The following is a 16921-nucleotide window of genomic DNA, read 5'->3' on the forward strand; positions in this document are numbered from 1 at the left end:
GTGGCCGTGACCTCCCGGTCCGCGGCGCCGGCCGGGTACGGATCGGGCCACGTCCCGCGGCGTCCCGATCGGTGGCTGTGGCGATTCCCACACCATGCGATTTCGGACCACCATGCGTGTGGTCGGCGCGTTCTGTCGGTGCGGCGGGCTACTCTGATGGCACTGTGAGGGAGCGAACCGATAGAGACACCAGTGTTCCGATGAGTTCGGGGAGGCGTCGTTGAGCGTTTCGGCCGCGTCCCACCTCTCCCCGTCCTATCCCGACAGAGCCGCCTGGGGCACCGCCCCCAAGCTGCGTGCCTGGCAGCAGGAGGCCTTCGACCTCTACTGCCGGCACGAGCCGAGAGACTTTCTGACCGTCGCCACCCCCGGCGCCGGCAAGACGACGTACGCGCTGCGCATCGCCAGCGAACTGCTCAGCCGCGGCGTCGTGCGCGCGCTGACGATCGTCACGCCGACCGAGCACCTCAAGCGGCAGTGGGCCGACGCGGCGGCGCGGGTCGGGATCGGCATCGACCCCGAGTTCAAGAACAGCCAGGGCGCGACCTCCCGCGACTACACCGGCGTCGCGGTCACCTACGCCCAGATCGCGATGCACCCGGCGCTGCACCGCGCCCGCACCGAGGCGCGCAAGACCCTGGTGATCTTCGACGAGATCCACCACGCCGGCGACGCCAAGTCGTGGGGCGACGGTGTCCGTGAGGCGTTCGAGCCGGCGACCCGGCGGCTGGCGCTGACCGGCACGCCGTTCCGGTCCGACGAGAGCCCGATCCCGTTCGTCACCTATGTGGAGGACGGGGAGGGCGCCCTGCGCAGCGTCGCCGACTACTCCTACGGGTACGGCCCGGCCCTGGGCGACGGCGTCGTCCGGCCGGTCATCTTCCTCGCCTACTCGGGGGAGATGAAGTGGCGCACGCGGGCCGGGGACGAGATCGCCGCCACGCTCGGCACGCCGCTGACGAAGGACCAGCTCTCCCAGGCGTGGCGCGCCGCGCTCGACCCGAAGGGCGACTGGATCCGCCACGTCATCCACGCCGCCGACCGCCGGCTCACCGAGGTCCGGCGCGGCGTCCCCGACGCCGGCGGGCTGGTCATCGCCTCCGACCACGAGTCCGCCCGCGCGTACGCCCGGCACATCCGCGCCGTGACCGGCGAGGGTGCGGAGGTCGTCCTCTCCGACGACCCCGGCGCGTCCAACAAGATCAAGGACTTCGCCACCTCCGAGCGGCGATGGCTGGTCGCGGTACGGATGGTCTCCGAGGGCGTCGACATCCCCCGGCTGTGCGTCGGCGTCTACGCCACGAGCACCTCCACCCCGCTGTTCTTCGCCCAGGCCGTCGGGCGTTTCGTCCGCGCCCGCAAGCGCGGCGAGATGGCCTCGGTGTTCCTGCCGTCGGTGCCCGTCCTGATGGGCCTGGCGAACGAGATGGAGACCGAGCGTGACCACGTGCTGGGCCGCCGCCGCGACGAGGACGGCCTCGACGACATGCTGCTGGAGCAGGCGCAGCAGGAGAAGAAGCAGCCCGACGCGCTCGGCGACGAGCTACCCTTCCAGACGCTGGAGGCGTCCGCGACCTTCGACCGGGTGCTGTTCGACGGTGGCGAGTTCGGCACCGCCGCCGCCCCCGGCTCACCGGAGGAGGAGGACTTCATCGGCCTTCCCGGCCTGCTGGAGCCCGACCAGGTGGCGTCCCTGCTGCGTAAGCGTCAGGCCGACCAGCAGGCGGCGATGCGCAAGACCCGCAAGAGCGCGGAGCAGGCGCCGGCCCTCGCGCCGCACGAGCAGCTCGCGGAGCTCCGCAAGGAGCTCAACGGCCTCGTCGGGGCGTGGAACCACCGCACCGGCCAGCCGCACGGCGTCATCCACGGGGAGCTGCGTCGGGCCTGCGGCGGGCCCGCGATCGCCCAGGCCACCGCCGAGCAGGTCCGTGAGCGGATCGCGATGATCCGCAAATGGGCCACCCAGCGCAGGTGACCCCACCCCGGCGTTCGGTCCGCCGACCCTGACAGGACGGCGAACCGAGGAACGCCGTCAGCCGCCGTTGGGCGCGCCTCCAGAAGCCGAGGCGTGCTGGTTCATGCGGACCTGGGCAGACAGGTCGTCCAACCGTTGGAGAACGGCCTCGAACATCGTCGCGTTGGACTCCGCCATCTTGTCCATCCGGTCGTGGAGGCTGTCGACGCGCTGGGTGAGGTGGTCGACGCGGTCGTTGAGTCCGTCGACGCGCTGGGTGAGGTGCTCGACGCGGTCGTTGAGTCCGTCGACGCGCTGGGTCAGGGCGTCGACGCGTGCGGTCAGCCCATCGACTCGGTCGTTGAGGCCGTCGACCCGTTTGGCGAGGCCGTCGACGCGGTCGGTGAGGTGGTCGACGCGGTCGTGGAGGCTGTCGACGCGGTCGGTGAGGTGGTTGACCCGGACGTTGAGAGCCTCGATGTTGCCGTCCAGGCGGCTGATCTCGCCGTCGATGCGGTCGAGCCGGATGGTGACGACGCCCATCTGGCGCTTGAGGAGGCCGACGTCCGCTCTCGTCTCCGCGGCGACCTGCTCGACCCGGAGCAGGCGGTCGCTCATCGAATCGATTTTGTCCCAAGTCATCTGCATCGCGTCGTACGCGTGCTCTGCCGCCTGCTTGCGGCAACGGACGCTGAGTTCCATGAAGTCAATCTCCAAGCGCTTGACGCGGTGTCTGAGGGTGGGCATTGCCATGGCCATAGGGCGTCCTCCAACTGTAGGGCAGCGCAGCCGGGGCGCGCTGCGAAGGCGGGGTGCGCGGAGGACATTGCTATCAGGTTCGAACCTTCATGGGAGGGCGAGGATTCAGGAAATTCGCGGCGCGTACCCGGCAGGATAGGGATTGTCCATACCGGTGGATGAATGGCCACCGGAGTCGGGGGCGGCACGTGTGTTTTTTCCACCGGCACCGGAAAGCTGACGAGTGCGAATCGCCATTCACTATGACATGGGCGACCGAAGGGGAATTCGGTCGCCGGTGTGGCCGTCGATGGCGACGTAGCGGCGATGCTGCCGGGTGGCCGGGCCCAGCCGGAGACTGAAGGAGGCGACGCCCCCCTCCACGCGGATCGGAACGTGATGCGTTCCCTCCTGGCGCCCGCCCTCCGCGCCCTCCTGCACCCAGATGCGCAACCGGCGCCCGGCCTGGTGCACCGCCACCGTCGCGGTGTCGCACTGTCCGGTGGTGGCGGGCCAGTAGACGGTGAGGCCGTGCAGGGCCCGACCGCGGAACGAGAGTCGTACGGCGTCGGGGGTGGCGACGCGCTGGTCGCAGGCGGGCTCGCCACTCGCCGCGGGCGGAGGTGACACCGGCGAGGGGGCGGGGCCTCCCGGGGCGTCCGGTGCGTCCTGCCCGCTCTGCCTGTCCTGCCCGCTCTGCCCGTCCTGTTCGTCCCGCCCGGGTACGGCCGGCGCGCGTCCCTCGGGTGCGGGGGCGCCGGGGTCCCGTACGGCGACCGTCTGTGCGGGCACGGCCCCGTGCCTCTGGGCGAACCCAAAGGCGATCGTGGCCGCCTGCAGCGTGACCAGGGTCACCGCGCCCGCGGCGCGAAGCGGCCCCCGGTGGCCGCGGCGGAAGAGCAGCCAGACGCAGACCGGGGTGAGGACGAGCCAGCACAGGCCGAGCGAGAACGCGAACATCAGGCCGCCAATCCACGAAGGGTCGTCACTCCACGTGATACCTCAATGACGCTACGGGGTGAGACTGTTGACGTGGGGGCACGCCACACCGGGAGGCGGCAGAGCCCCGGTCAGGCCGGCGGCTGGGCGGCCGGGCCCGCGTCACTCCCCGACGTGGCCCGCCAGGCGATCGTCAGGGCCGCCGCGCCGAAGACCACGCACAGCCAGAAGGCCGCCCCGCTGCCCGTCCGGTCCGCCAGCCAGCCCCCGCTGAACCCACCGACGGTGGTGCCCGCGCCCATCCCCGACGAGGCCCAGCTCATCCCTTCCGAAGCGCCCGCGGTCCGGCGGCCCAGGAGGGAGAAACCGGAGCTGAGGGAGGGGGCCGCGCCGATCCCGGCGAGGCCGTAGGAGTGCGTGGCGCCGCCCGCGGCGAGGACGCGCGTTCCGCCTGGTTCGACACGTGGTTGCCGCCGAAGACCACGGTCCCTTTCGGGTTCACCTGCTTGAAGGTCTCCGCCAGCGCGCCGAACTGGCGGACGTCCCAGCCCAGCACCAAGAAGGCCAGGACGTCCGGCACGGCACCGCTGAGAAGCCGTGTCGCCATCTCCCACGGACTGGTCGCACCCGGATAGTTGACGATCTCGATCCGGCTCCGCGCCGAGAGTTCCGGGTCGCTCCGCACCATGGCCGCGAGGTAGCCCGCCGCCAGCGGCATCGACTCCTTGGACATGTGCCAGACGCCCTGCTGGACGATCGTGACCGCCCTTTTTATGTCACCGAAATATTACGCCGCCCCCGCTGGGGCGACGCCTCGGGCACACGGATGTCTCCCCGGGGCGGGTCGTACGGCCGGAAGGGGCGTCGTGCGGATCAGGACAGGAGGACGGGCTCCCCGGTGAGTTCCACACCGGCCTCGGCCAGCCGGGCGAGCGCCGACTCGGTCGTCTCCCTGGCGACCCCGGCGGTCAGGTCCAGCAGGACCCGTACGGCGAAGCCGGCGACCGCGGCGTCGAGGGCGGTGGCCCGGACGCAGTGGTCGGTGGCGATGCCGACCACGTCGACGGCCTCCACCCCCCGCTCGCGCAGCCAGCCGGCCAGCCCGACGCCGTCGGCGGTGGCGCCCTCGAACCCGCTGTAGGCCGCCTGCCGCGCGCCCTTGCTGAAGATCTCCTCGACCTTCGCCGTGTCGAAGGCCGGATGGAAGGCCGCCCCCGAAGTCCCGGCCACGCAGTGCGGCGGCCAGGTGCCGACGTAGTCGGGCTCGGCGGCGAAGTGCGGTCCGGGGTCGACGTGGTAGTCGCGGGTGGCCACCACGTGGTCGTACCCGTGGTCGTCGATGTGGCGGCTGATCGCGGCGGCCACCCCGGCGCCGCCGCCGACCGGCAGGCTGCCGCCCTCGCAGAAGTCGTTCTGCACGTCCACCACGATGAGCGCGGTCTTCATCGGATCACCCTCCGGGCGATCACGGAGGACCGGCGTCGTCCTCATGCGCCGGTCCCCCGCGATCACTTGAAGATAGTAGGGACTGCGGGGTCTCCGGGGGAGAGGCTGCGGGCTTCGAGTGGCAACTCCGCCAAAGTCGCCCGATGGCGCTCGCGGGCGGTCAGGAGGCTCTCCCGGCCCACGACCTTGCCGTCCCGGACGAGTTCGGCCAGTAGCGGGCGGTCGCCGGACTCCACCGGCTCGCGGGTGACGACCTCGGCGGTGGCGGCGCCGCCGCCGGTCCTCCGGTAGGCCCACTTGCGCCCGCCGACGCTCGGCTTGCCCACCGACGCCTTGGCGACCGGCCGGAGGCCTCCCGAGCCGTCCTCGCGGGCGACCAGCTTGTAGACGAGGCTGGCCGTCGGATGACCCGAGCCCGTGGACAGGGCGGTGCCGACGCCGTACGCGTCGACGGGCGCCGCCGCCAGCGCGGCGATCGCGAACTCGTCCAGGTCGCTGGTGACGACGATCCGGGTCCGGTCCGCGCCCAGGGCGTCGAGCAGGCGGCGCACCTCGACGGCCACCACGGCGAGGTCGCCGGAGTCGATGCGGACCGCGCCGAGGTCCGGCCCGGCCAGCTCCACCGCCGTCCGTACGGCCCTCTCCACGTCGTAGGTGTCCACGAGCAGGGTGGTGCCGAGCCCGAGGGACTCGATCTGGATCCGGAAGGCCTCCGCCTCCGAGTCGTGCAGCAGGGTGAACGCGTGGGCGGCGGTGCCCGCGGTCGGCACGCCGTACAGGTGACCGGCCATGAGGTTGGAGGTGGAGGCGAAGCCGCACAGGTAGGCGGCCCTGGCGGCGGCGACCGCGGCGTACTCGTGGGTGCGGCGCGAGCCCATCTCGATCAGCGGCCGGCCGCCGGCGGCCTGCGCCATGCGGGACGCGGCGGCGGCGATCGCGCAGTCGTGGTTGAGGATCGACAGGATCAGCGTCTCCAGCAGCACCGCCTCGGCGAAGGTCCCCTCCACCACCATGATCGGGGAGCCGGGGAAGAACGCCTCGCCCTCGCGGTAGCCGTACACGTTGCCGGAGAAGCGGTAGCCGGCGAGGAAGTCGCCCGTCGGCCCGTCCACGATCCCGGCGGAGCACAGGAACTCGATGTCCTGCTCGTCGAAGCGGAAGTCCTCCAGCGCGTCGAGGAACCGCCCGGAGCCGGCCACCACGCCGTAGCGCCGTCCTCCGGGCAGCCGCCGGGCGAACACCTCGAAGACCGCCCGCCGGTGCGCCGCGCCGCCCGCCAGCGCGGCCTGGAGCATCGTCAGTTCGTACTGATCGGTCAGCAGGGCCGTGCCCGTGGTCATGCGCACGTGTCGAAGAGTACGACGGTCGTGGTGCAGGATGGTTACGTGGGTAGCACAGCTCCAGCCGAGGTCGAGCGTCCGTCGTCGGACGTGCGCCCCGATCTGCCGTGGCTCACGATCGTGTGGAACGATCCGGTCAACCTCATGTCGTACGTCACATACGTCTTCCAGACCGTGTTCGGCTATCCCCGGCAGAAGGCCGAGAAGCTCATGATGGACGTGCATCACCGGGGCAGGGCCGTCGTGTCCAGCGGCACCCGGGAGGAGATGGAGCGGGACGTGCAGATACTCCACTCCTACGGCCTGTGGGCGACCGTCCAGCAGGACCGATGATGAGCGCGGGATTCAGGGCGGCGCGCGACGGCGTCTCGGTCCACCTCGACGCGGGCGAGGTGTCGATCCTGCGCTCGCTGGTGTCACAGGTGCTGGGCCTGGTGGAGCCGGGCGCCACGGGGGACGACCCGCTGGAGCGCGCGCTCGGCATCGGCTCGGCCACCCCGCCGGACGACCCCGTGCTCGCGCGGCTGTTCCCCGCCGCGTACGCCGAGGACGACGAGGCGGCGGGGGAGTTCCGGCGGTACACGGAGGCGACGCTGCGGGACGGCAAGCGGGCCGACGCGACCACCGTGCTGGAGACGGCGGCGCCGGGGCGGCTGACGCTGACCGCGGAGCAGGGGCAGGCGTGGCTGCGGGCGCTCAACGACGTCCGCCTCGGGCTGGGCGTGCGGCTGGAGGTGACCGAGGAGGTCCACGAGGAGATCTCCTCGATGTCCGAGGACGACCCGCGGTATCCCGTGTTCGTGATCTACGACTGGCTGACCTACCTGCAGGACACCCTCGTCAGGGCGCTTTGGTAGGTTTTCCGACATGTTGACGATCTCACGCGAGCTGGTGGACAAGATCGTGGCCCACGCGCGGGCCGATCACCCGGACGAGGCGTGCGGCATCGTGGCCGGGCCCGCCGGATCGGACCGTCCCGAGCGCTTCGTCCCCATGGAGAACGCCGAGCGGTCCCCGACGTTCTACCGCTTCGACTCCATGGAGCAGTTCCGCGTGTGGCGGGAGATGGACGACAGGGACGAGACGCCCGTCGTGATCTACCACTCCCACACCGCCACCGAGGCGTACCCCTCCCGCACGGACATCCGGTACGCCTCCGAGCCCGACGCCCACTATGTGCTGGTCTCGACCGCCTCCGAGGAGGAGACGCCGTTCCGGTCGTTCCGGATCGATGACGGCGTCGTTACGGAGGAGGACGTAAAGATCGTCGAGGCGTACGGTTAAACTTGACCCATGCCCTACGATGACGCCCGTCCTGTGTCGTCACCGGCTGTCCTGATGCGCCGGGTACGCCCGGAATCTCCTGTTCAGGCGTTCCTCTTCGCGCACACGCCGTCCGTCGTCGTCTACGACTGTCGCTGAGCCCCGGCCGCCTGCCGCCGCCCGGCTCGAATCCGGCCGGCTCCCGGCGGCTCCCGGCTGGAATCGCCGCCCGCCCGGCCATGTTCCATCCAGATGAACGAACGCGCGCCCCGCACGGGCGCACGCGGGCGGACGTGAGTGAACGGACGCCCACCCCGACGACGACCACAGATCAAGGAGATTGAGCCGAGATGGCCATCGAGGTCCGCATTCCTACCATCCTCCGCAGCTACACCGATGGCGCCAAGGCGGTCAACGCCAAGGGATCGACCCTCGAAGAGCTGTTCGGCGACCTGGAGTCGCGCCACCCCGGCCTGAAGGACCGGCTGGTGGACGACTCGGGGCTGCGCCGTTTCGTCAACGTCTACCTCAACGACGAGGACGTGCGCTTCCTCGGCGGGCTCGGCACCCCGGTCGCCGACGGCGACACCGTGACCGTGCTCCCGGCCGTCGCGGGCGGAGCGCGCTAGATGCGCTTCGACTCGCTGATCGACTCGGTCGGGCACACCCCGCTGGTGGGGCTGCCCCGGCTCTCGCCGTCCGCCGACGTGCGGATCTGGGCGAAGCTGGAGGACCGCAACCCGACCGGGTCGGTCAAGGACAGGCCCGCGCTGTGGATGATCGAGCAGGCGGAGAAGGACGGCCTGCTCACGCCGGGCTGCACGATCCTGGAGCCGACCTCCGGCAACACCGGCATCTCGCTGGCCATGTCGGCCAGGCTCAAGGGCTACCGGCTGATCTGCGTCATGCCCGAGAACACCTCGGAGGAGCGCCGCCAGCTGCTGCGCATGTGGGGCGCGGAGATCATCTCCTCGCCGGCCGCGGGCGGCTCCAACGAGGCCGTACGGGTGGCCAAGGGCCTGGCGGCCGAGCATCCCGACTGGGTGATGCTCTACCAGTACGGCAACCCGGCGAACTGGCTTTCCCACTACGAGTCCACCGGGCCGGAGATCCTCGCGGACCTGCCGGGCGTGACCCACTTCGTCGCCGGGCTCGGCACGACCGGCACGCTCATGGGCGTCGGGCGCTACCTGCGCGAGCACGTGCCGGACGTGAAGATCGTGGCCGCCGAGCCGCGGTACGGCGAGCTGGTCTACGGCCTGCGCAACGTGGACGAGGGGTTCGTCCCCGAGCTGTACGACGCGTCCGTGCTGACCACCCGCTACTCGGTGACCTCGGCCGACGCGCTCCGGCGCACCCGTGAGCTGCTGGCGTCCGAGGGCATCTTCGCCGGCGTCTCGACCGGCTGCGCCCTGCACGCGGCCCTCGGCATGGCCCGCAAGGCCGTGGAGGCGGGGGAGCGGGCCGACATCGTGTTCATCGTGGCCGACGGCGGGTGGAAGTACCTGTCCACCGGCGCCTACGAGGGCACGCTCGACGAGGCCGAAGACCGCCTCGAAGGCCAGCTCTGGGCCTGACGCCCGCCCGCCGCGCCACCCGTCGGCGGCGCGGCCGTGCGGGCCGGGGGCTCAGTCGAAGACGACTCTGAGGGTGAAGCCCGATCCGGCCTCGCCGGAGGTGCCGCTCAGCCCGACCGCCCGCAGCTTCTCCAGGTCCCGCCGTTCGGCTTCCCCGGCGCCGCTCAGGTACAGCTTCTCCAGCCGGTCGAGGTCGGCGTACACCGCGTAGGTGGCGTTCCCGGCGTCCGGGACGGCCAGCCGGAACGTCTCCGACTCGGCGAGCGCGCCGCCGCCGCCGAGCGCGGCGGCGTACTCCGGGGTCGTCGCGAGCACGAACCGGCCGTCGCCACTCGCCGTGGCGAAGTCCGCCGGCCGCTCGATGCCGTTGAGGTAGGCCTTCACCCTGTCCACCACGTCCTGGGCCTTGGTGGTGTCGGTCGTGAGCACCGCGCCGAAGGCGGGCCGCGGGCCGTCCAGGCCCGTCTCGTCCAGGGCGAGGGTGAGGTTCCTGCCGAGCAGCGTCACGAGGTCGTCCGGCAGGGACAGGCCGTACTGCCGCGCCGCGTCGAGCGTCTCCGCGTACGGCCCGCCGCCCGCGCCGTTCGCGGCCTGCTCGATCGAGGGCCACTGCTCGCGCAGCAGGTCGCCCAGGCCGGAGAACGACGCCGCGGCGACCGTGGTCGCGGGCAGTTCGCCGATCCGCACCGGCTCGGGACGGCCCGGCGCCGTCTTCCCGCCGCGGGTGATCCCGGCCAGTTCCGCGTAGTCGCCGGAGAATCGTAGGGCGCCGGCGAAGCGCATGCCTTTGACGCGGTCGAGCAGCGGCTCCGCGCCGTCCCGCCTGGGGTACGCGGCCTCGACGGCCTTCTCCACGTCGGCCCAGAACGACAGCACGCCCGGCTCGCCCAGCGCCTGGAGATCGCCCGCGAAGCGGGGCTCGCCCGAAAGCGGCGCCGCCGTGACGTACTGGTCGGCCAGTTCCTGGCTCGGGGCGATGACGGCGTATCCGTCGCGGAACGCGAGGCCGCCCTTCCCGTCGCGCGGGCCGAGGCGCGCGATGCCCGCTCTGGCCGCCGCCTCGTCCCTGACCTGTACGGCGATCGCCCCGACGGGGTCGCCGCCGTCCGCCGAGGGGAGCACGGCGAGGCCGGCCCGGTCGCCCAGCCACGGCTCGACGTCCCTGGCGTAGTCGACCTCCGCGAGGCCGGCGCCGTCCTTCCCCAGTGCGTTGACCAGGGCCTTCCCCAGCGCCTCGCGCGGGTCGTCGCCGCCGAAGGCGTCCCGGGTCGCGGAGAACCTGCGGCCGATGCCGAACAACGCGAGCTTCTGCTCGGCGGAGGGATCGAGGTCGAGCCGGACGTAGGCGATCGCGTTCGCGGGCAGCACGTCCTGCGGCTGCGTGCCGCCGCCGCCGAGCTTCGCGGCCGCCCACACGCCGCCCCCGCCGACCACCCCGACGAGCACGGCGGCGACGAGCGCGAGGATCCAGCCGCGGGCTCCCCGCCGGCCCTCCGGAGCCGGCGCGGACGGCGGCGGTTCGGCCACCGTGGCGAAGCCGATCTCCTCCTGATCGCCCCACGCGGGCAGGTGTACGGTGTGCGTCTCCCGGCCCGGGGACCGGGGGAACCGGTAGGAGATGGTGCGGTCGAGTTCGCTCTCGTCACGCGGGCTCCAGGGGCCCGGTGCCGGTTCGGGGTGTCGCGGGTGCGGAGTCCGGGAATCCGGCTGCCGGGGGGAGCGGTCGGCGGGCATTGGCTCACTCACAAGCGTCGTCGGGTCGTACGCCCGGAGGCGTCGTAGCCCGGAGGTTAGGAGCGACCGCTAGAAGGGCGCTTGCAGCCCGCTTGACCATGTCGCCTGGGCGATGACCAGGTTTTGGCCGGGTGATCCCGTCGAATACGGTGACGAGCGCCACGCTACAGTAACGAGCAGAACATCATTCGGTAGGGCGGCGAGGGGCGCATGACCAAGTTCGACGAGGCCACGCGGGCGATCCGGATCGACGACACCACCTACGACGTGTGTCTCGACGACGGATACTCCATGGGCGGGCCGCTGAACGGCGGCTATCTCATGGCCACCATGCTGCGCGCGGTGACGGACGCCTCGCCGCACCCGCACCCGGTGTCCACCGGCGCCCAGTTCCTGCGGGTGGCCCGGCCGGGCCCGGCCCAGGTCGTGCTCGACCAGCTCAAGTCGGGCCGTACCGCGACGATGACCCGGGCGCGGCTCGTGCGGGACGGCGAGACGTCCGTCGAGATGCTCGTCACGACCGCGACGCTGGACGGATCGGCGGCCCCGGACTGGTCGGACGGCCCGTCGGCGGTCATGCCCGCCCTGGCCGGCTGCGTGCGCCTGCCCGATCCCAAGGCCGCGCCGGCCATGAACTTCAGCGCGCGGATGGAGATGCTGTTCGACCCGCCCACGATCGGCTGGCTGACCGGGGAGCCCACCGGGCGGCCCGAGTCGCGGGCCTACTTCCGGCTGGCCGAGCCGCAGGACCCCGACCCGTTCGTGCTCGCGATGGCGGTGGACGCGCTGCCGCCGGTCGTGTTCTCGGCGGGGGCGCGGGGCTGGGCCCCCACGGTCGAGCTGACCTGGCACCTGCGCGCCCTGCCCGCCCCGGGGTGGCTGACCCTCATCGGCGGCGGGCGGCTGATCAGCGACGGCTGGTTCGACGAGGAGGTCGAGGTGTGGGACTCGGCGGGCCGGCTGGTCGCCCAGTCGCGCCAGCTCGCCCGGCTCGGCCGCGGCTGACGGCCGCGCCCCTCGTGGTCCGGCGCGCGTTGTGAGGTTTCTTACCGTCGGCGGCGGGGACCGGTCCCCTAACCTTGGGAAGCGTGCCGGAGGACAACAGCAGGGCGATCGGGATCTTTGACAGCGGGGTGGGCGGCCTGACCGTCGCCCGGGCGATCATCGACCAGCTGCCCCACGAATCGATCTTCTACGTGGCCGACACGGCCAACCAGCCGTACGGGCCCAAGCGCATCGCCGAGCTCCGCGCCTACGCGCTGGAGGTGATGGACCACTTGGTCGAGCACGGGGTGAAGATGCTGGTGATCGCGTGCAACAGCGCCAGCTCCGCCGTGCTCAGGGACGCCAGGGAGCGCTACGACGTCCCCGTCGTCGAGGTGATCCAGCCCGCCGCGCGGCGGGCCGTGCGGGCCACCAGGAACGGCAGGGTCGGCGTGATCGCCACGCGGGCCACCATCGAGTCGATGGCCTACCACGACGCCTTCGCCGCCGCCCCCGACGTCGAGCTGGTCGCGGTGGCAGCACCCCTGCTGGTGGAGTTCGTCGAGCGGGGCGAGACGATGAGCGACGACCTCATCGAGGTGGTCCGGGGTTACCTCAAGCCGATCCAGGACGCGGGCTGCGACACGCTGATCCTCGGCTGCACCCACTATCCGCTGCTCACCGGCGCGCTGTCGTACGTCGCCGGGGACGGGGTCACGCTCGTGTCGAGCGCCGAGGAGACCGCCAAGGACGTCTACCGGATCCTGCACGACCGGGGCCTTTCCAACGGCGCGGGCGTGCCGGGGCACCGTTTCCGGGCGACCGGCGACACCGAACTGTTCGAACGGCTCGGCCAGCGGTTCCTCGGCCCGGAGCTCCAGTCGGTGGAGCGGACCGCCCCCGGGCTCGGCGAGGCGACCGGCGTGGGGAGTCCGCGATGAGGCTGACCGTCGTCGGGTGCTCGGGCAGCTTCCCCGGCCCCGACAGCCCGTCCTCCTGCTACCTCCTCGAAGCCGAGGGCTTCCGGATGCTCGTCGACTTCGGCAGCGGGTCGCTGGGCGCCCTCCAGCGGCATGCCGGGCTCTACGACGTCGACGCCGTCCTGCTGTCCCACCTGCACGCCGACCACTGCCTCGACCTGTGCGCCTACCATGTCGTCCGCACCTACACCCCGGACGGCCCCCTGCCGAAGATCCCGGTGCACGCCCCCGCCGGAGCGTCCAGGCGGCTCAACGCGGCGTACGCCATGCCGGACGAGCCGGTGCTGGAGAACTCCTTCGACTTCCTGCGGCTGTCGCCCGGCGCGCGGCACGTCGGCCCGTTCGAGGTGACGGCCGCCCCGATGAACCACCCCGTGGAGACGTACGGCTTCCGGGTGTCCCATCAGGGCCGCTCGGTCGCGTACTCGGCGGACACCGGGGAGTCGGCCGAGCTGGTCAAGCTGGCACACGACGCCGACGTGCTGCTGTGCGAGGCCTCCTTTCTCGACGAGCCGGGCCTCACGCCCGGCCTGCACCTCAGCGGCCGGCAGGCGGCCGAGCACGCCGCGCGGGCGGGCGCCGGAACGCTCGTCCTCACCCACCTCGTGCCGTGGTACGACAAGGCACGCGTCCTGGAGGACGCCGCACGCGGCGGTTTCGACGGGCCGATGGAGTTGGCACGGAGCGGCGCCGTGTATGACCTAGGGTGACCCGTATGGCTCGCTCACACGGTCGTCGATCCGACCAGCTACGTCCCGTGACCATCACCCGGAACTGGCTCGCCCACGCGGAGGGCTCCGTACTGGTGGAGTTCGGGGGCACCAGGGTGCTGTGCGCCGCGACGGTCGAAAGCGGCGTGCCCCGCTGGCGCAAGGGCAGCGGGCTGGGCTGGGTGACGGCCGAGTACGCCATGCTGCCCCGGTCGACCAACACCCGCACCGACCGCGAGTCGGTCCGCGGCAAGATCGGCGGGCGCACCCACGAGATCTCCCGGCTGATCGGCCGCTCCCTGCGCGCCTGCGTGGACTACAAGGCCCTGGGGGAGAACTCCGTACTGCTCGACTGCGACGTGCTGCAGGCCGACGGCGGCACCCGCACCGCCGCCATCACCGGGGCGTACGTCGCGCTCGCCGACGCGCTCGCCTGGATGCGGCAGCGCCGGATGTGCCCCGGCGACCCCCTGGTGAACTCGGTCGCCGCCGTCTCGGTCGGGATCGTCGGCACCGAGCCCATGCTCGACCTCGACTACAGCGAGGACGTCAAGGCCGAGACCGACATGAACGTGGTGATGACCGGCAGGGGCGACTACGTGGAGGTCCAGGGCACGGCCGAGGGCACGCCCTTCGACCGCACGACGCTGAACGGCCTGCTCGACCTCGCCGCGAGCGGCTGCGCCGAGCTCACCCGCCTGCAGACCGAGGCCCTCTCCTAGGCCCTCTCCGACGAGCACCGAGGACGACAGCATGAACAAGGTGGTCCTGGCCACCCGGAACGCCGGGAAGATCGTCGAGCTGCGCCGGATCCTCGCCGACGCCGGGGTGCCGGTCGAACTGCTGGGCCTGGAGGCCTTCCCGCACATCGGCGACGTGGCCGAGACCGGCCTCACCTTCGCCGAGAACGCGCTGCTCAAGGCGCACGCGGTGGCCTCACAGAGCGGCCTGCCCGCCGTCGCCGACGACTCCGGCCTCTGTGTGGACGCGCTGAACGGCATGCCGGGCATCTTCTCCGCGCGCTGGTCGGGCCGCCACGGCGACGACGACGCCAACCTCGACCTGCTGCTGGCGCAGATCGGCGACGTGCCGGACGGCCGGCGCCAGGCCCACTTCGCCTGCTGCGCGGCGCTCGCGCTGCCGAGCGGGGCGGAACACGTGGTGGAGGGGGCCATGCACGGCTTCCTCATCCGCGAGCGGCGCGGCACGGGTGGCTTCGGCTACGACCCGATCTTCGTGCCGGACGGCGACACCCGGACGACCTCCGAGATGTCGGCCGGGGAGAAGGACGCGATCAGTCACCGGGGCAGGGCCTTCCGCGCGCTGGCCCCGGTGATCGGCCAGGCCGTCTCGTAATCGCGCCGTAAGACCGCCGGGGCGGGGGCGGGCGTAGCGTTCGGACCGTGAACGCAGAAGGCATCCGCGAAGGCGCCCGCGAGGGCATCCGTGAAGGCGTCGGCGTGCCCGCCTGGGCAGCCGTCCTCACCGGTCTCGCCGCCGCCGCGGTGGCGCTGGGGACGGCCCAGGTCGTCGCCGGTCTGGTCGATCCCGCCGCGGCGCCGGTCGTCGCGGTGGGCGGCGCCGTGATCGACGCCACGCCCGCCGGTCTGAAGGAGTGGGCGATCCGCACGTTCGGCTCCGGCGACAAGCCGGTGCTGCTGACCGGGATCGTCGTGGTGCTCGCGCTCGTCGCCGCCGGTCTGGGACTGCTCGCCCGCCGCCGGACCGCGTACGGCATGGCGGGGCTGGCCGTCTTCGGGCTCGTCGGCGCCGCCGCGGCGCTGTCCCGGCCGGACGCCGGAGCGGCGCACGTGCTGCCCTCGCTCGCGGGGGCCGCGGCCGGGGCGTACGCCCTCTCGCGGCTGTGGCGGCGTGCCACGCGCAGCGACGAGGACGACTACGTCGCCGCCAGCAGGGCCGCCGACGCCCGAAGCCGCACCCTGGCCCAACCGGTGAGCGACGTCGTCCCGGTCAACAGCCCGGCCAAGCCAGCGGTGATGCGGCCGGGAACCATGTCATCACCTGTCACTGCCCCCGGCCCTGAGTCACCCGCCCCCGTGCCGTCCACCGTGTCGCCTGAGTCGGCCGAGGAGGCGTACGCGTTCGACCGGCGCAGGCTGCTGAACGGGGTGGCGGCGGGCGTCGTGGTGGCGGGAGCCGGCGGGCTCGGCGGATGGCTGCTGTCCGGGCGCAAAAACGGTGAACTGGCCAGGCGCGGCGTGGCGAAGATCCTCCCGCGCGCGGCGCGGCCGGCCGCCCCCATCCCGGCCGGGGCCGACCTGCGCATCCCCGGCCTCACCCCCTTCGTGACGCCCAACGCGGACTTCTACCGGGTGGACACCGCTCTCGTGGTGCCGACGGTGGACCCGGCCCGCTGGACGCTGAAGATCCACGGACTGGTGGACCGGCCGGTCGAGCTGACCTTCGCCGACCTGCTCAAACGGCCCCTGACGGAGGCCGACGTCACGCTGACCTGTGTGTCCAACGAGGTCGGCGGGTCGTACGCCGGCAACGCGCGCTGGCTCGGCGCGCGACTGGCCGACGTGCTGCGCGACGCCGGGATCCGGCGCGAGGCCGACATGCTGCTCAGCGTCTCCCAGGACGGCTGGACCTGCGGCACACCGGTCGACGTGGTCATGGACGGCCGGGACGCGCTGCTGGCGATCGCGATGAACGGCGAGGTGCTGCCCGAGGAGCACGGCTTCCCGGTCCGCCAGGTCGTCCCCGGGCTGTACGGGTACGTCTCGGCGACCAAATGGGTCACCGAGATCAAGGTCACCCGGTTCGACCGGGACGAGGCGTACTGGACGCCCCGAGGATGGGCCCCGAAGGGCCCGATCAAGACCCAGTCGAGGATCGACCTGCCGCGCGGCGGGGACACGGTCCGGGCGGGCCGCACGACCGTGGCGGGCGTGGCGTGGGCCCAGCACCGGGGCATCGACGCGGTGGAGGTGCGGGTGGACGGCGCCGGATGGCAGCAGGCCCGGCTGGCCGGCACGACAGGCCCCGACACGTGGCGGCAGTGGTCGATCGAGGTGGATCTGACGCCGGGCAGGCACACGATCTCGGTGCGGGCAACCGACGCCACCGGCCACACCCAGACCGCGGACGAGGCGCCGCCCGCGCCGGACGGCGCGACCGGGTATCACTCCGTCACCGTCACGGCCAGCTGAGACACGCCACGGGCGCTCACAACCGGCTGGGTCTGGAGTTGGGAAAACCCGCCGCGCCTCGTACGGCCCGCCCCTACCATCGG

19 protein-coding genes are annotated in these 16921 nt (G+C 72.4%); 12 read left to right on the plus strand and 7 right to left on the minus strand.

Annotation, left to right across the window (positions count from 1 at the left end):
• Positions 1–220: 220 nt before the first annotated feature.
• Positions 221–1975 carry a DEAD/DEAH box helicase gene (locus tag OG344_RS17755; RefSeq protein ID WP_405084068.1) on the plus strand — a complete coding sequence of 585 codons (1755 nt, stop codon included), beginning with the start codon at positions 221–223 and terminating at the stop codon, positions 1973–1975.
• Positions 1976–2032: 57 nt separating this feature from the next.
• On the opposite strand, the gene OG344_RS17760 is transcribed toward OG344_RS17755, so the two are convergent.
• The 6 genes from OG344_RS17760 to OG344_RS17785 all read right to left on the minus strand — a co-directional run bounded on the left by OG344_RS17760 (position 2033) and on the right by OG344_RS17785 (position 6417).
• Positions 2033–2707 (minus strand): hypothetical protein, encoded by a 675-nt coding sequence (locus OG344_RS17760; protein WP_405084069.1) that lies wholly within the window; start codon positions 2705–2707, stop codon positions 2033–2035.
• Positions 2708–2953: 246 nt separating this feature from the next.
• Complete coding sequence (locus tag OG344_RS17765) at positions 2954–3652, minus strand: hypothetical protein (protein WP_405084070.1); 699 nt, start codon at positions 3650–3652, stop codon at positions 2954–2956.
• A gap of 110 nt (positions 3653–3762) precedes the next feature.
• Positions 3763–3954 carry a hypothetical protein gene (locus OG344_RS17770; RefSeq protein ID WP_405084071.1) on the minus strand — a complete coding sequence of 64 codons (192 nt, stop codon included), beginning with the start codon at positions 3952–3954 and terminating at the stop codon, positions 3763–3765.
• Positions 3951–4364, minus strand: a complete 414-nt coding sequence (locus tag OG344_RS17775) for a hypothetical protein (protein ID WP_405084072.1) — start codon at positions 4362–4364, stop codon at positions 3951–3953. The genes OG344_RS17770 and OG344_RS17775 overlap by 4 nt, the downstream gene beginning before the upstream one ends.
• A 140-nt stretch (positions 4365–4504) precedes the next feature.
• Positions 4505–5077, minus strand: coding sequence for a nicotinamidase (locus OG344_RS17780; RefSeq protein ID WP_405084073.1), 573 nt, complete (start codon positions 5075–5077; stop codon positions 4505–4507).
• 62 nt (positions 5078–5139) lie between these two features.
• On the minus strand, positions 5140–6417 hold the full coding sequence (locus OG344_RS17785) for a nicotinate phosphoribosyltransferase (RefSeq protein WP_405089112.1): 1278 nt from the start codon (positions 6415–6417) through the stop codon (positions 5140–5142).
• A gap of 45 nt (positions 6418–6462) precedes the next feature.
• Between OG344_RS17785 and clpS the strand changes: the two genes are divergently transcribed.
• The 5 genes from clpS to OG344_RS17810 all read left to right on the plus strand — a co-directional run bounded on the left by clpS (position 6463) and on the right by OG344_RS17810 (position 9257).
• Positions 6463–6750 (plus strand): ATP-dependent Clp protease adapter ClpS, encoded by a 288-nt coding sequence (gene clpS, locus OG344_RS17790; RefSeq protein ID WP_327044415.1) that lies wholly within the window; start codon positions 6463–6465, stop codon positions 6748–6750.
• Positions 6747–7274, plus strand: a complete 528-nt coding sequence (locus OG344_RS17795) for a DUF2017 domain-containing protein (protein WP_327044416.1) — start codon at positions 6747–6749, stop codon at positions 7272–7274. Before clpS ends, OG344_RS17795 begins: the two co-directional genes overlap by 4 nt.
• A gap of 10 nt (positions 7275–7284) precedes the next feature.
• The gene (locus OG344_RS17800; RefSeq protein WP_327044417.1) at positions 7285–7701 is read left to right on the plus strand and encodes a M67 family metallopeptidase; all 417 of its coding nucleotides are present in this window, start codon (positions 7285–7287) and stop codon (positions 7699–7701) included.
• A 329-nt stretch (positions 7702–8030) separates the two neighbouring features.
• A complete protein-coding gene (locus OG344_RS17805) occupies positions 8031–8309 on the plus strand; it encodes a MoaD/ThiS family protein (protein ID WP_150939378.1) in 279 nt (92 codons plus the stop codon).
• On the plus strand, positions 8310–9257 hold the full coding sequence (locus tag OG344_RS17810) for a PLP-dependent cysteine synthase family protein (protein WP_405084074.1): 948 nt from the start codon (positions 8310–8312) through the stop codon (positions 9255–9257).
• A gap of 51 nt (positions 9258–9308) precedes the next feature.
• Here the strand turns inward: OG344_RS17810 and OG344_RS17815 are convergent, their stop codons facing one another.
• Positions 9309–10991, minus strand: coding sequence for a DUF3352 domain-containing protein (locus tag OG344_RS17815; RefSeq protein WP_405084075.1), 1683 nt, complete (start codon positions 10989–10991; stop codon positions 9309–9311).
• A 210-nt stretch (positions 10992–11201) separates the two neighbouring features.
• Here OG344_RS17815 and OG344_RS17820 point away from each other — a divergent pair, with 210 nt between their 5' ends.
• From OG344_RS17820 to OG344_RS17845, 6 genes are all read left to right on the plus strand, one after another.
• A complete protein-coding gene (locus OG344_RS17820; protein ID WP_405084076.1) occupies positions 11202–11996 on the plus strand; it encodes a thioesterase family protein in 795 nt (264 codons plus the stop codon).
• Between the two features lie 83 nt (positions 11997–12079).
• Positions 12080–12916, plus strand: coding sequence for a glutamate racemase (gene murI / locus OG344_RS17825; RefSeq protein ID WP_373868704.1), 837 nt, complete (start codon positions 12080–12082; stop codon positions 12914–12916).
• A complete protein-coding gene (locus tag OG344_RS17830) occupies positions 12913–13665 on the plus strand; it encodes an MBL fold metallo-hydrolase (RefSeq protein WP_327044422.1) in 753 nt (250 codons plus the stop codon). The genes murI and OG344_RS17830 overlap by 4 nt, the downstream gene beginning before the upstream one ends.
• Before the next feature lie 5 nt (positions 13666–13670).
• Positions 13671–14387 carry a ribonuclease PH gene (rph, locus tag OG344_RS17835; RefSeq protein WP_327044423.1) on the plus strand — a complete coding sequence of 239 codons (717 nt, stop codon included), beginning with the start codon at positions 13671–13673 and terminating at the stop codon, positions 14385–14387.
• A 31-nt stretch (positions 14388–14418) separates the two neighbouring features.
• A complete protein-coding gene (gene rdgB / locus OG344_RS17840; RefSeq protein ID WP_327044424.1) occupies positions 14419–15021 on the plus strand; it encodes an RdgB/HAM1 family non-canonical purine NTP pyrophosphatase in 603 nt (200 codons plus the stop codon).
• Between the two features lie 47 nt (positions 15022–15068).
• Positions 15069–16838, plus strand: a complete 1770-nt coding sequence (locus OG344_RS17845) for a molybdopterin-dependent oxidoreductase (RefSeq protein WP_405084077.1) — start codon at positions 15069–15071, stop codon at positions 16836–16838.
• The last annotated feature ends 83 nt before the right edge of the window (positions 16839–16921 follow it).

It is taken from the genome of Microbispora sp. NBC_01389 (assembly GCF_045040095.1).
GTDB lineage: Bacteria > Actinomycetota > Actinomycetes > Streptosporangiales > Streptosporangiaceae > Microbispora.

Bases quoted from the DNA above. Each gene is read 5' to 3' on its own strand.
- OG344_RS17810 (WP_405084074.1), top strand. From the start codon at position 8,310: ATGCGCTTCGACTCGCTGATCGACTCGGTCGGGCACACCCCGCTGGTG.
- OG344_RS17785 (WP_405089112.1), bottom strand. From the start codon at position 6,417: ATGACCACGGGCACGGCCCTGCTGACCGATCAGTACGAACTGACGATG.
- OG344_RS17775 (WP_405084072.1), bottom strand. From the start codon at position 4,364: ATGTCCAAGGAGTCGATGCCGCTGGCGGCGGGCTACCTCGCGGCCATG.
- rdgB (WP_327044424.1), top strand. From the start codon at position 14,419: ATGAACAAGGTGGTCCTGGCCACCCGGAACGCCGGGAAGATCGTCGAG.
- OG344_RS17780 (WP_405084073.1), bottom strand. From the start codon at position 5,077: ATGAAGACCGCGCTCATCGTGGTGGACGTGCAGAACGACTTCTGCGAG.
- OG344_RS17770 (WP_405084071.1), bottom strand. From the start codon at position 3,954: ATGAGCTGGGCCTCGTCGGGGATGGGCGCGGGCACCACCGTCGGTGGG.
- OG344_RS17820 (WP_405084076.1), top strand. From the start codon at position 11,202: ATGACCAAGTTCGACGAGGCCACGCGGGCGATCCGGATCGACGACACC.
- OG344_RS17795 (WP_327044416.1), top strand. From the start codon at position 6,747: ATGATGAGCGCGGGATTCAGGGCGGCGCGCGACGGCGTCTCGGTCCAC.
- OG344_RS17805 (WP_150939378.1), top strand. From the start codon at position 8,031: ATGGCCATCGAGGTCCGCATTCCTACCATCCTCCGCAGCTACACCGAT.
- OG344_RS17815 (WP_405084075.1), bottom strand. From the start codon at position 10,991: ATGCCCGCCGACCGCTCCCCCCGGCAGCCGGATTCCCGGACTCCGCAC.
- OG344_RS17760 (WP_405084069.1), bottom strand. From the start codon at position 2,707: ATGGCAATGCCCACCCTCAGACACCGCGTCAAGCGCTTGGAGATTGAC.
- OG344_RS17830 (WP_327044422.1), top strand. From the start codon at position 12,913: ATGAGGCTGACCGTCGTCGGGTGCTCGGGCAGCTTCCCCGGCCCCGAC.
- OG344_RS17765 (WP_405084070.1), bottom strand. From the start codon at position 3,652: ATGTTCGCGTTCTCGCTCGGCCTGTGCTGGCTCGTCCTCACCCCGGTC.
- OG344_RS17800 (WP_327044417.1), top strand. From the start codon at position 7,285: ATGTTGACGATCTCACGCGAGCTGGTGGACAAGATCGTGGCCCACGCG.
- rph (WP_327044423.1), top strand. From the start codon at position 13,671: ATGGCTCGCTCACACGGTCGTCGATCCGACCAGCTACGTCCCGTGACC.